The following is a 13,014-nucleotide window of genomic DNA, read 5'->3' as shown; positions in this document are numbered from 1 at the left end:
AATGGAAAACGAAGCCATTTTTAACCACATTGATGCGCGTCTTGACCGTATCGAAAAACTCACCCGCAAGACTTACCGCCAAACAATGCCCGAAATGCCGTGGTTATTCGCCGCCATTGCAGGTGCGGTGGTGGTGGGTCTTGGCTATGTGTTTTACCCGCAACTGCCTGCACCGTTCAAAGATGCTATTGAGCCGCGTATCGACGTGGCACAAAACCATTTCTACACCATTGGGCAAGCGTTCGCCGACTATACCGGCAACGTTGACCGCTCCTATACCGCACCCAGTGGCACATTAACGCTGGTCGGTTTGTCGCCGTTGCAGTCATGCCGGTGGCGGTCTGCATTGTTGGCGCGTGAATCCAGTGGCAACTACCAACACCCCGGCAACCAGTTTGGCTATTTTGCCGGTTACGCAATGGGTGCTGAAGCCTTGGCAATCGTCGGTTTGGTGAAACGCGAGGCGTTTGATGATGCACCCCGCTATGTTCGCAACGGCACTGACCAAACCGCATTTCTCAACAATCCGAATAACTGGCAATTGCGCGGCGGCAAACCGGCATTTCTGCATGACACCTTGCTACAAGATCGTGCCGTTACCGTGCTGGCGAATGCCAACATTGCGGACGGATTCAACAGCCGCGTATTGCTGGAATCCCAACAAGAGAAAATTGCCGGGTTCGCGGCAGCGTCGCATTTGAAGGGCTTAACGGCTGCAATTAGCTGGTACGCAAGAGGGAAGGACTCCAATGACGCATTCGGCACCAACACCAGTGACTATGCCGCGATGGGTGAAGCATCCATTAACAAACGCTCGAATTTATGCGCAGAAAATACCAGAGCCGTACCGTCCTGGTTGAAGTGGCTGGAAGTGAAAAATTAAAGGGCGACCCCCCGGCATTTCCCGAAGAATTCTAATTTCCGGCTAATTCCCGCTTAATTTCTGATTGAATTTTAATCATTTTAAGGGTTTCACCCATGACAGACGATATTAACAAACCAGACGATACCGAGTTGCTACTGCAAAATATGCAGAAAAAACTCACCGAATCATCCTATCGTGACAATAAAGGACGTGCTGCTATCGCCAAGCTGTTGACCTCTGATACAGCTATCAGATTGATCGAATCCACCGCCGACAAGCTGGGCATTGAACCCATCATCGTGGGGCGGAGTTTGGCGTTAGCGATGACTCACTACCACACCGGGCAGACCGTCCGTTCCGTCGAGTTAGGCGCACAACTTACGCCGGATGGAATGCCTAACAAATGGGGTTATGAGCATATTCTGCCATTGTTGGTAGAACTGAACATCATCATCAAAACCGGCGAACGGTCTACCGCGTGGGCAGCCTACGACAAGATCGGACACAAGCCGGGTTTGCTGGATACAGTGCTATCCAGTTTTGCCGCTACACCCGAAAAGCTGGCAGCAAAAGCCGAATCAGAACGCGCTTACGCCGAAAAGTGCAAGCTCGACACTGCACGGAAAGCCGAAGCATTCGCCCAACGTCGCAAGGAGGCGCTAATGCGTACCGTCACCGCCAGCCAAGAAGCGGACAAGCTCACCTCAAGCCTACCCGCACAACCCGCCACCTTTGGTGACAAGGTGAAGGCGAACCCAGCGGCGGCGGCACTGATCGGCTTTCTGGTAGTCGGTGTGGTGGCAGCGGTATTGACCGCCGAGCCACAGCCGCAAATCCACACCCCATTGATTGCCAATGTAAACGGCTCACCCACTCTCGACCCACGTATCCTTGCAGGTGAATAACATGAGAATCGGCACGTTAGATTTAGAGCAGTTTTACCCTGAAACCAATTTGCAGACAGTGACAGCCGCAACCCTATTGACCATGCCAACATTGGTGACAGGGAATTTTGTAGCGGGCGCTAGTGCATTAGGGCTGGCATGGGTAGCACGCCAAGCGCTCACGGCATGGAGGCGCGACAATTGTTTGCTTGGCAGTGACTTGGATGTGATTGATACCCGCGATCATGCAGCCGCCAACACCAATGACGCTGTTACCGCACGACTCCGCAAGGCAACCGGCAACCACGATTTAACAGCGATTGAAAGCCGTTCTGCCCAATATCGCCTACTCATGGTTGCCAATGATGACCCTGCACAAATTGCCAAGGTATTGCCACGGGTTGCCAGCGTGTTGGGTGTTGCACCTGATGCGCTAGGCTGGATACCCACCGCAGGACGTGACCTGTCTATCATTCTTGCCCCCTTGGAGCGGGCAGAGTGGCTACCCGTGGCGTTTGATGAATCCGCCCTGACACCCGGTAAACTGATTGGTTATATTGGACGGGATGTGTTGAGCAATCACGTTACCTACAGCCGCCAAGACGCACCCCACATGCTGATTAGTGGCACAACCCGCAGCGGTAAAACAGAAGCAATCCGGGCTGATATTCAATCAATGCGCCTATCAGGATTGAAACCTGAGATTCACATCATCGACGCGAAAGGCACATTGTGCCGGGAACAATGCGCAACATTCACGGCGGATATGCGGGAAGGGCTGGCAACACTGCAAGCCATTGTTGAGCAGGCGCGTGAACGTATCAAAGAAATTGTCGCAGTGGGTTGCGATAACTGGTTTCAGTATAAGGCGAAATGCCCGGATGTTTGCCCCGCACCCATCATGGTGTACGTGGATGAATACCCACAGTTACGCGCACTGGACAAAGAGACAGTGGAAGCCGTGGTGGGTGAATTAAGCCGTGTTCATGCCGCGTCTGGTGTATTCGTCACCTTGGGTATTCAAAAACCCAAAGCCGAAACCTTGCCGACTGAGATCCGCGATATGTTTGATATTCGCCTCGCTATGCGCGTACCCGATAGCAAAGCCAGCGGGGTAGCGATTGATGAACCGGGCGCGGAAGGTTTGCCGGGCGCTGGCGCGTTCATGTTTAGAAATGGCGGGGATTCTGTTGTACGTGGGAGGGGAGCGTTTATCGAAATATCAATCTAACAACCATAAGAAATGATTAAAGCAGTATATATAAATTTAAATTCAAGCAGGACAAAAAACCGTGAACCAAAAAACCAATATTATCCGTCTCAAAGCTGTTATCAAAAAAACCGGATTAAGCAAATCCAGTATATACCGTCGGGCAAAAGACCCTAACAGCGATTTTCCGGCGGCGGTGAAGCTCACAGAAACAACGGTAGGCTGGCATGAGTCGTTAATTGATGCGTGGATTGACTCGCGCAAGCCGTCAGTATGATTAGTTTGCAAGAACACATGATGCAAAACGTTGGTGTGTCAATCGACAACCCCGTTATTGATGGTACATGGCACAACGGAATAGGCAAGGGTAAGGACAAGATCGGCTATGTTGGGCATTACCTGCCAAAAGGTCGGCTTGTTCGCTATCACAACCACAAAACCGACGAAATCCACGTATGGAAGGAATGGGAAGGCGGGCAAGGTGAGTATATCGACCCGCTCGAATACCGGCGCAAGCGGGAAGAGGCGCAAGCAAGAGCGGATGCAGCGGCGCAACAGGCGGAACGTGACCGGGTGGCATTGCTGGCAATCCTGCAAACGGTCATTAACGAGTCAGTACTTGCAAACCATAACCACCCATACCCGTTGGGTAAAAGAATCCTTGCACTCGCAGCACGGCAAGCGACCAAGCATTATGAGCTTGCGCCAGCGACTACCGACACAAAAGCGCAATACATCATCCCCAATGATTTGCTGATACCCGTATACGACCACAGAGGCACATTGCAGGGTATTCAGCAAATTACCACCACCGGATTCAAGCTGATGCGTGGCACGTTCAAGGATGGGCTTTTGTGGCTAGGTGGCGGTCTTTCCACTGGCGAAACTGAGAACCGCTTGTACATCGCCGAAGGCTGGGCGACAGCTTGCGCGGTACACATGCGTACCCGATCACCCGTAATCGTGGCGTTCGCAACCAGCAATCTTTTATCGGCTGGCAAGTGGGCGCGTGATCGGTATCCAGATGCAGAGATTGTGTTTGCAGTGGATAACGACACCGAGAGCTTTATTAAGGTAGCAGGGCAAACGATCAACAACCCCGGCAAGTACTACGCAACCCAGGCGGCAACAGCCATAAACGCGGCGGTCATCATTCCCCCGATTGGCGGCGACTGGTGCGACTGGCATTTTCAAGAAATCACAGGCAAAAAAAAACCCGACTAGCGGCGAACTAATCAGGTTTCAAGATCATTTTTAACAGGACAATAATATCATGACAACCTCCAAAAATCAGCCAAAATCTAACGGATTAGGTGCAACAGTAATTGAGTATCCGGCAAGCACAAACCGCCAGCAATCCGCACAAGAGCCGAAAACGGCACCAGTTCATAAGCTGGATTTGCTCCAACATATCCCCGATTGCATGTTTAAGCGGTACGTGCTGGACGTGGCGAAAATGACCAAGATACCCGTGAATACCAGCTTTTTGGTAGGGCTTGGCATCGTGTCTACTGTAACGGCACGGTGTTATGTGGTCATGTATGAAGATCGTGGATACCAGCCTTTAGGATTGTACATTCTTGCAGAGCATGATTCGGGTACGGGCAAAAGCTGGATGCTCAAAACATATCAAACGCCTGTTTTTTCTAGTGTGAAAGCGCTTGTATCCGACTGGCAGTCACGTAAACAAGCAGCAAAAGCCGCAAACGAAGAGTTTAACGAACCGTTTCCTGATTTTTCGTATGACACGGATGCGACCCCGGAAGGGCTAGACCAAACGCTAGAAGCAACACGCGGATATTTTGCGCTGGCAAGTGCTGAAAAGGGGCTTGCTAATTCAATCAGCGGCGCAAGTTATAGCACGGGCAAGACTAATAACGATCTTTGGTTAAAGGGACACGGCGCGGAACATCACAGCAGCAAACGCAGTAAGCGCGGGGCATATAACGGTGATGTTATTGGAGCAGTGGTGAATATTGCGCAACCCGGATTAGTGCAGACAGTCCTTACACAGAGCGACCATTCGGGAGCGGCGGAACGTTGCCTGATGATTTCTGAAGAATCCCTATTGGGCAAGCGCAAGCACGGACGCGAACATCGCCACTTTCCCAATGAGGGCGACCAAGGCGCATACGATCGCATTATGCGGGGCTTAACGGTATTGGCAACCCAAAACCAGCCAATTGACCAACTGTCGGGCTATCGGTTAAGCCGTGATGATTGGGACAAGGTTTTTGCACTGAAAGACGAGGTAGAGCCGCACACGATCAGCGGCGGCAAATACAGCAGCCAAACCTTAAAGAGCATTGTCGGTAAGGTAGATATTCAGGTCATGAAAATATCGGCAAATCTGGCGATTCTGGATGAATGTCCGCCGGGATTAATTCCTAGTCAGTGGGTAGATGCGGCTATAGGCATAGTCCGGGATATGCTCGAATATACCTATCGTCTGTTAATCGAGTTAGACGTGATCGGCACGAATGCCCTTGAAGATTCCGTTATTGCCTATTTATCGGAAAAACGGACGGCAACACGTCGGCAGTTCGATCAAGCAAAACGCAAATCAAAACCGTGGTCGGAATTACCCAAGGCATCAACGGGGCAAGCCATGCGCGATACCATCGACGGATTGATAGATAAGGGTATTGTGGGGGAATTTGAGGAGTTCGATGCGGCAAACGGTAAGAAAATCACTACTCTGAAACTGATAGCGTGAGGTAGCAAGATGGCAAATGTCACTATCAGCGGCAACGTGACCGCAATCAGCGATAAGGCTATTTTGCTGGATGACGAACTAACTGGAATCAAAGCGTGGTATTCGCGGAAATACTGCACGATCATGGAGGGCCACCCGAAAAGGGGCGAGTGGTTAAGCCTTTCTGTTCCCCAATGGCTTTATGAGAAGGTAAACGGCGAACAATCCGCACATGCCCCAAAGTCAACAAACGACAAAGGCGGCGGCATTCCGGCGGATATGCTGAAACGCTTAATTAACCTGAGTTCGGGATAAGCCATCCCTCAATTTAGATCACAACCAATGCTGATGTTTTTAAATCCAGTGCTGGTTTTTTATCTTGATAGGCATATGACACCAAGCCAGCAATGATGTTAATCATATAGTTAGTGAGTGAACGGTGGCGTGAATGCTCAATTTGTGAAATATTTTTCAACTGATCATTGATGGTTTCGATGATGCTCCGTTTACGCAACATCAGTGTATCGAACGTGTCACGCGCCACGGGTTTCATGTTTTTCTTCAGCGAGGTAATCCATTCAACCCCTTGCTCTGCCAACGATTCTGTCAATGCCTTGGAAATGTAGCCACGATCACCAAAGACTTTGCCGACCACTTTTTTCAGCAACGTGGGAACGGGCTTACGGTCATCGGTATTACCCGAAGTAATGGCAAACGATAAAATATTGCCGCAGTCATCCACGACCAAATGAAGTTTGAACCCATAAAACCAGCCTGTTGACGATTTACCCCGCCTGCGTCTTTGCGAAAGGTGTGATGACGTGGAATACGCAAATTTTCACAGACTTTCAAGGGGGTAGAGTCTATGAAGGCAATACCTCGCCCCGTTTCACAGCGTTGCTGCATAAACAGGGTTAGTGGCAAAAGAACACGCGGCATTAACTCAATAAAACGTTGATAACTAGGGAGTTGCGGGAAATGACCCTTAAGAAATACTTTGACATGACGCTCATAATACCACTTGAAAGTACGATACCCCACTTGGTGGTAATGCACCAAAATCGTCATGATTTCACTATCGCCAAGACCACTGTGGCGACGACGATGCCCGCCTTTCGGGGTCAATAACGTTTTGTTCCATTCGGGATGAAAGTCCTGACAAAAATCGTCAATGGCACAGAATAACCGTGTTAGCATCTCAGTAGCAGCCTTTGGTGGGGTCAATGTTGTGTGTGGTTACTCACATTCTCCCATGAAAGGCTGCGCCTTACCTTATCCCGAACTCAGGTTAATTATGCTTTGCCATCCAGACCGACACGACAGCAGCAAGGCCAGCACTATTGCAACACAGTGGCTACTTGAACAGAGGGTGAACTTAAACAAACGTCAGTAACTTCCCCCATTGGGGTGAATGAATGCCAGCGAGCCGGGAGCGATACCCGGCTTTTTTGTGGCTGGTGCTTTTTTGTGGCTGGTGAAGTGTGTAGGAAATGTAGGAAGTTTGTAGGAAGTTTTTCCTACACGTAAGGAGCAAGGAAAAGTATATATAAAATAATAACTTATACTATTTTTATACTCTCTTTTTTCACTTTGCAGGAAATGTAGGAACTTTTTTTGTTTTTTCTCTAATCAAGAGCATTCACGCATCCAATGGGTGGCGCGGTATCGTTACGGTATGGCTATTTTTTACTTAGTAGGTAGTCTTTGTTAATCATATTCTTATGAAATTCTTTCAATGGGTATCGTCCCGACCAATACATAATGAAAAAGCCCTTACAGGCTACAATCTGTAAGGGCTTTTTTGTGCCTGCACGTCTGCCAAATACACCCACAGTAGGGGCAGACCTCTGTGTCTGCCCTCTTTGCTTGAAGAAGGGCAGACACAGAGGTCTGCCCCTACCAAGGCAATCGAAATTCATGTGTCGTGGGTATATGTTCAATCTTGGAAGCAGTATTGGATGACCGCCTAATCCTAAGCTAAGGATTGTGGCTGGCTGTAGGTCGGGCTTCAGCCCGACAATCTCCCCAACAAAACCTAAAGAACGTCGGACTAAAGTCCGACCTACTTGATGACAATACTGCCAAACAGGGCAGCATTCAAGCCGGTGGGGCGCGACGTTTGCGATTGCATTTATGCGTCTTAATCCCTTGTATCTTTAAAGCATAGAATTTCCGATAAGCTAAACTGTTAAAGAGCGGAAGAGGTTGCGCAGTCGGAAGGTCAGAGTTGGTCTTAATCCGAGGCTTCGAGCCTGTGAGAAGAGGAACCGACCTTCCATTTTTCAGGAGATCAGGCTGGACGATACTTGAGTCCACCCATCGCTAAAAATAGCACGGGTTGAGGCTGTATTCTACAAGGGAAGCCGCTGAAAGATTGCACAATAGGATGGCATGAGCAAACCGCTTTTTGATCAGGATAGCGTCAACCACAAGGAGTAGTCCCATGACAGACACTGTTGTATCCATCGGCATAGATGTGGCGAAAGACAAGTTGCAAATTGCTTGGTTGCGCCAGTTGCAGCCCTTGCAGGTGAAGCCCAAGAGCCTGCCTAATCACCCTAAAGGCTATGAAGAACTGCTGGATTGGCTGTTGAAAAACACGGGAGTAACGGTTGAACGGCTACGGATTACGCTAGAACCGACCAATATTTACCATGAAGGGGTGGCGTTGTATCTGCATGATCACGGCTGCCAAGTTTGTCTGGTTAACGCTAAACAGGTGAGTGATTTTGCGGCGAGTTTGGGCAATTTGTCGAAGAATGACCGTAAGGATAGCGTCATGCTGGCGCGTTTTGGTCTGGTGATGAATCCACGGATTTGGCAACCCGCACCATTGGAAATCAGGCAGTTACATGCATTGCTAGACCGGCTTGATACTCTGCAAGCGACCATGCAGCAAGAAGAAAATCGTCTGGATACCTTGCAACTACGCGAACGCTACCCGAAAACCGTCAAAGAGTCGTTGGATGAATCCATTGAATTCCTCAAGCAGTCGATGCAAACGATTCGTGACCAAATCGACGACCATATTGACCGTCACCCCGGTTTGAAACACGACCAGAAATTGTTGGCTACCATCCCCGGTGTTGGGGCGTTGACAGCGCAACGAATGATTGCACTCATACGTAGCAGGGACTTCACCAAAGCCTCACAAGTTGCCGCGTTCATGGGCTTAGTGCCGGTGGAGCGAACGTCAGGAACCAGCGTATTTAAGCGTCCGCGTATTTCACGGCGGGGGGATCCTGAGTTACGTGGCAAGCTGTTTATGCCAGTGGTAGCGGCGATTACTCACAATCCCATTGTTCAAAAGTTTTACCGCAAATTGCTGGATCAAAAGAAACACCAACGGGCGGCTATGACGGCTGCCATGCGTAAGCTGGTGCATATTTGTTTTGGTGTGTTGAAGAACCAGCAGGTATTTTCACCAACGATGTAGGGTATTCAATAGCGGGGTCAATAAAAAATCCCTATGGATTTTTTGTTGACCTCAAGACGATACTCTTTTAAATCAGGGCGGTGTTCAAACCCCGCCGTTCGTCGGAAACGCTTTAGTTTCAACAACTTGGGGTGTATGAATTTTGACATCAAATCGGTACTTCAAAGTTAGCATTTTCAGGCTCTCAGAATGAACGCATAAGACTGGTTTTTGATCAGTTTAGTGGCTGGCAAATTGTAAAAGAGCCAAAGGTGGCGTGATAGCTCACCTGTGTCACAGCTTACTAAACATACAGCACAAAGTCCAAGAAAGAATGCTTGCAATTTTCAGAAATGGCAGCCCCAACAGGAATCGAACCTGTAGTTGCCCCTTAGGAGGGGGCCGTTTTATCCATTAAACTATGGGGCCAAACGGTAAGAAGCGCGTATTCTAGCTTAAATCCGGTGATTTGACAGTCTTTCCTGACCACGTATACGGCTCACTGCGCGTAAAGGACATGGGTATTGCCTGTTGGCGCAGCGCTTTATCAATCGCTAGGTTCAAGTCACTGGTGACTCTGGCTTTGGTTTCAATATCGCGAATAAAGCAACGTAATTCAAAATTTAGCGCATTATCGCCAAATGATCGAAAGAATACGTTGATTTTCATATCACTACGGTCTTTCAGTACTAACGGGTGCGTATTAGCTGCTTCTTGCAGTATCTCCATAACCCGTTCGGTATCGGCACCATAAGCCACATTGACGGGAATGATCACTCTGCCGAAATTATCATTCAGCATCATATTGGTGACTTGCCCAGAAATGATTTGCGAGTTTGGTACAATAATATCAGAACGATCAAAGGTTTGGATGGTGGTTGAGCGAATGCTAATATCCCGCACATAACCTTCCGCCGTACCCACGGTGATCCAATCACCCCGGCGGATAGGGCGTTCAAACAGCAAAATCAAACCCGACACAAAATTATTGACGATGTTTTGCAAGCCAAAGCCGATCCCGACCGATAAAGCCCCCGCAATAATCGCCAAATTTTCAAACTGAATGCCAGCCACCGACAAGCCTATTAAAATTGCCAGCAAAATGCCGGTATAGCCTGAAACGGTAGTAATCGCTTCGCGTGCGCCCCGGCTCAGGGTAGTGCGGCGTAACCAGCTTTCCGCGAGATTCTTTTTCAGCACATGGGTAAGGCTGACCAGCAACGCTACTATTAGCAAGCCACCGATAATGCGCAAGGGTTCCAGGGTGAATCCCCCAATCTGGATGCCGCTGGCGAGTTGTGTCAGTAACAGGGTGAAGTTTTGTTCCGGCATTCCCCACAGCCGCAGCGACAAAATCAACAATACGCCGGAAACCACCAGCGTATTGGCAAGGCGTAGCCACAGTAAGCCCGGCACGAGTTGATTGCTACGTAGCCCTAACTGTTGTCGCAAACGTTGTTGCCAAGGGGTACGCCCGACATCCAGCCCATCAAAGATTTCCGCTGGAATTTTGAGGAGCAGCCAAGCTGCCAGTAATAAAAACAGCGTGCCAAACACCCCAGTAAACAAGAATACTGAAAAATTGCGGTAGCCTAGCCACAAACTGGCGACCGCCAGCAGTAATGCGCCCACTGCCAACCAATGCAGCCGCGTGCGTTGGATAAATAAAAAGTGATCGGACATGAGCCAAATCAGGCGGGCGAGTGCAAAGCCAATCACTGTACCCAATGCAATGCGTATTAAACCCACTAAATTACTGGGGGAGGTGCTGATTTGCGCGGCGGAATCTAACAGCGGTGAGTGAAAAATCGTGCCGATTAAGGCGGGAATGATCAGTAGCCGTGCCCAAAAGTATAATTTGTGTCCCGTTTGTTGGGTGGCTGGAACAACGCCTTCAACCTGTCCGGCAGGGCGCAATAGCGAGTGCATAATCCCGTAGCTAACGCTAAATAACAGCAATGCCTGCATAAACTGCAAAATAAGCGGTACCCCCGGCGGCGCAAAATAGAGGGACAGTGCCGCTAAGCCTGCAAACAAGGTGAACGGTAAAAAGCGCAACAGACTAATCCACACCGCTGCCAGCGTAGGGCTGGTCGCGTGGATCGGTGGCAAGGTTTCGCGGTACTGACGGCGTTTATGAGCACTCCAAAATAACCCCGCCACCAACCCAGCGATACCGTAGGCGAGTGCGATCCACACATGCGTTTTATTCAAGGGGAGGTTGCTGAGTGTGTGCACCAAACCGTTAATTTCAGCTTTCCATACCCCGGATTCCAGCAGAATCACTTGTAAATGGTTGAGTATGGAAGCACTGGGGGCAAGTAACTGTTGTGTGAGCAAAGCCTGACGGGATTGCCGAGCATCGGTCAAGAGGGTCGTAGCACGCAGGCTGAGTAAGCGACATTGTGACAAGGTTTTTTCAAGTTGCTGTTTTTGCTCGGTCAGCTCTTTGCGTTTGCGCCTGACTTCCTCGTCTTCGTCGGTATTGGCTTCACCCAAACTATCTATGGCTTGTTGGGTTTGGATTTGTTGTTGCTCCTGCTGCGCCACACAGGTTTTGGCGATTTGTTCCAAACTCGCTGCGGTGGTGGTCAGGCTATCGAGTTTGCTGATGTCCGGGTACTTTTGTTCCTGAAAAAGCGTTTCAGCAGCGTTGAGTTGCGTACTTAGCTCATCCAAACGCTCGATGGAAAACTCATTAGCGGTGGTCGGTAGTGGCAATGCCAATAGGGTTAACAGTATCAGGCAAAGCCAACGCTGCGTGAAAATGGTATGCGCTGTCATCATAATCAGTGCGGGGTGGCTGAGAGCGTAAAGTCGTCAAGATAAAGCAGCATATCGCGCTTGGGTGCCCATTCTGCTCCAGTACCCCCGAAAAATACCGCAAACAGGAAGCGCTCAATCTTGAGATCAGCGCCAATGCGGAAGCGTAGGTCGCGCTTGTCCAGCACTTGTTTGCCATTCAGCCAGGTGGTGATAATGCCATCGCGTTTGCCGGGGGTGTTGAGTCGCACGAAGGTTTTGATTTGATACCACTTTTCGGTTTCCAGCGGTGGGGTATCCCATGGGAAAAAGTCGCCGAAGTTTTTCGGCTGGTCGGGGTGGTAGACGTATTGCCCCGGTTTGCCGTCTTTTTCCCACATGGTGCGCACGCTCCAGCCATCGCGTCCGTTAGGTTTTTCCCCACCAACACGGGGTTCAGCACTGCCAATGCCGGGGAGTTTTCCGCCGCGCACAAAGTCGAAGTTTTCCGGGAATTTGACCCAGTATGAGTAATACAGGCTATCGAGTTGTGCGCCGATGTGGGGTTTCCAGTTGGCACAATCGTCGCTATGGCAACCTGATGAGCCTTTGAGTAGCTTGATACGTAAGCCTTGACCATTACGGGCATCCTGACCTTTGACGATATTGACGTTGTTTAGCCCCATGCTCCAGCCTGGGCAGTTCCAGTCGCGGAAGTAGTCGGTTTCGGTGTAGTTACCTAAGGTATTTTGGTCGAAGGTAATGCGTAGTGGTTTACCAGAGGTCAGGGGTGTTGTGCCACTGCAATAGGCATTGAAGTGAAAGGCTTTGTAATGCAAGTTTTCGCCGGGTGTTTTGGGCTGACGTTGGGGGATGTCTAACCCGTCAAGATACTGCCAGACCGGGTGAGTGGCAGGGGGGCTGGGGTTGCCGTTGTAGAGTACTAGCACTTTGTCCCATGCTTTGTCATGCGGGTTCCACTGCAACTTGGCGGCAAGCTCGAAGGGTTGCTGGGCGTTGGTCATGGGGATGGTGCGGACATCTTGCGGTGCTGCCAGCACGGAGGTGGACAGCAGGAAAGCAAACAGTAGGGATAGGGTGATATGTATATTCATACTGTGGATTATAAACGATTTGGGTATTATTGGTTTAAGACTAGTTTAGTTGATTGATACCGATAAAGGAAAATAAGGAAGCATGACA

At 49.8% G+C, this 13,014-nt stretch carries 10 protein-coding genes, 1 tRNA gene and 1 pseudogene; 8 read left to right on the top strand and 4 right to left on the bottom strand.

Features of this window, described 5'->3' with window-relative positions; all coding sequences use genetic code 11:
• The first annotated feature begins 1 nt into the window (after position 1).
• The 7 genes from L2Y54_RS16400 (at position 2) to L2Y54_RS16370 (ending at position 5,969) form a co-directional block, all read left to right on the top strand.
• Positions 2–883, top strand: a complete 882-nt coding sequence (locus L2Y54_RS16400) for a hypothetical protein (protein WP_236497688.1) — start codon at positions 2–4, stop codon at positions 881–883.
• A 95-nt stretch (positions 884–978) separates the two neighbouring features.
• Entirely contained in the window at positions 979–1,770 is a 792-nt protein-coding gene (locus tag L2Y54_RS16395; RefSeq protein WP_236497687.1) for a hypothetical protein, read from the top strand.
• A gap of 1 nt (position 1,771) precedes the next feature.
• A complete protein-coding gene (locus L2Y54_RS16390) occupies positions 1,772–2,980 on the top strand; it encodes an FtsK/SpoIIIE domain-containing protein (protein WP_236497686.1) in 1,209 nt (402 codons plus the stop codon).
• 61 nt (positions 2,981–3,041) lie between these two features.
• Positions 3,042–3,236, top strand: a complete 195-nt coding sequence (locus L2Y54_RS16385; protein WP_236497685.1) for a helix-turn-helix transcriptional regulator — start codon at positions 3,042–3,044, stop codon at positions 3,234–3,236.
• On the top strand, positions 3,233–4,183 hold the full coding sequence (locus tag L2Y54_RS16380; RefSeq protein WP_236497684.1) for a toprim domain-containing protein: 951 nt from the start codon (positions 3,233–3,235) through the stop codon (positions 4,181–4,183). Before L2Y54_RS16385 ends, L2Y54_RS16380 begins: the two co-directional genes overlap by 4 nt.
• A 49-nt stretch (positions 4,184–4,232) precedes the next feature.
• Positions 4,233–5,675: a DUF3987 domain-containing protein gene (locus L2Y54_RS16375; protein WP_236497683.1), complete on the top strand. Its 1,443-nt coding sequence runs from the start codon at positions 4,233–4,235 to the stop codon at positions 5,673–5,675.
• 9 nt (positions 5,676–5,684) lie between these two features.
• Positions 5,685–5,969 (top strand): hypothetical protein, encoded by a 285-nt coding sequence (locus L2Y54_RS16370; protein WP_236497682.1) that lies wholly within the window; start codon positions 5,685–5,687, stop codon positions 5,967–5,969.
• 13 nt (positions 5,970–5,982) lie between these two features.
• On the opposite strand, the pseudogene L2Y54_RS16365 reads toward L2Y54_RS16370, so the two are convergent.
• Positions 5,983–6,851, bottom strand: a pseudogene (locus tag L2Y54_RS16365) (IS982 family transposase).
• Between the two features lie 1,246 nt (positions 6,852–8,097).
• On the opposite strand from L2Y54_RS16365, the gene L2Y54_RS16360 reads away from it, so the two are divergent.
• Entirely contained in the window at positions 8,098–9,090 is a 993-nt protein-coding gene (locus L2Y54_RS16360) for an IS110 family RNA-guided transposase (protein ID WP_236497681.1), read from the top strand.
• Between the two features lie 333 nt (positions 9,091–9,423).
• Here L2Y54_RS16360 and L2Y54_RS16355 read toward each other — a convergent pair.
• The 3 genes from L2Y54_RS16355 to L2Y54_RS16345 all read right to left on the bottom strand — a co-directional run bounded on the left by L2Y54_RS16355 (position 9,424) and on the right by L2Y54_RS16345 (position 12,926).
• Positions 9,424–9,498, bottom strand: a tRNA-Arg gene (locus L2Y54_RS16355).
• Positions 9,499–9,519: 21 nt separating this feature from the next.
• A complete protein-coding gene (locus L2Y54_RS16350) occupies positions 9,520–11,856 on the bottom strand; it encodes a mechanosensitive ion channel family protein (protein ID WP_236497680.1) in 2,337 nt (778 codons plus the stop codon).
• 2 nt (positions 11,857–11,858) lie between these two features.
• Positions 11,859–12,926, bottom strand: a complete 1,068-nt coding sequence (locus L2Y54_RS16345) for a polysaccharide lyase (RefSeq protein ID WP_236497679.1) — start codon at positions 12,924–12,926, stop codon at positions 11,859–11,861.
• Positions 12,927–13,014: the final 88 nt, after the last annotated feature.

This window comes from Thiothrix winogradskyi (assembly GCF_021650935.1).
In the GTDB taxonomy this organism is placed as follows: Bacteria; Pseudomonadota; Gammaproteobacteria; order Thiotrichales; family Thiotrichaceae; genus Thiothrix; species Thiothrix winogradskyi.
This window is presented reverse-complemented; position numbering and strand designations above follow the sequence as displayed.

Coding starts and splice junctions, on each gene's coding strand:
- L2Y54_RS16400 (WP_236497688.1), top strand. CDS start 2: ATGGAAAACGAAGCCATTTTTAACCACATTGATGCGCGTCTTGACCGT.
- L2Y54_RS16395 (WP_236497687.1), top strand. CDS start 979: ATGACAGACGATATTAACAAACCAGACGATACCGAGTTGCTACTGCAA.
- L2Y54_RS16390 (WP_236497686.1), top strand. CDS start 1,772: ATGAGAATCGGCACGTTAGATTTAGAGCAGTTTTACCCTGAAACCAAT.
- L2Y54_RS16380 (WP_236497684.1), top strand. CDS start 3,233: ATGATTAGTTTGCAAGAACACATGATGCAAAACGTTGGTGTGTCAATC.
- L2Y54_RS16375 (WP_236497683.1), top strand. CDS start 4,233: ATGACAACCTCCAAAAATCAGCCAAAATCTAACGGATTAGGTGCAACA.
- L2Y54_RS16370 (WP_236497682.1), top strand. CDS start 5,685: ATGGCAAATGTCACTATCAGCGGCAACGTGACCGCAATCAGCGATAAG.
- L2Y54_RS16360 (WP_236497681.1), top strand. CDS start 8,098: ATGACAGACACTGTTGTATCCATCGGCATAGATGTGGCGAAAGACAAG.
- L2Y54_RS16350 (WP_236497680.1), bottom strand. CDS start 11,856: ATGATGACAGCGCATACCATTTTCACGCAGCGTTGGCTTTGCCTGATA.
- L2Y54_RS16345 (WP_236497679.1), bottom strand. CDS start 12,926: ATGAATATACATATCACCCTATCCCTACTGTTTGCTTTCCTGCTGTCC.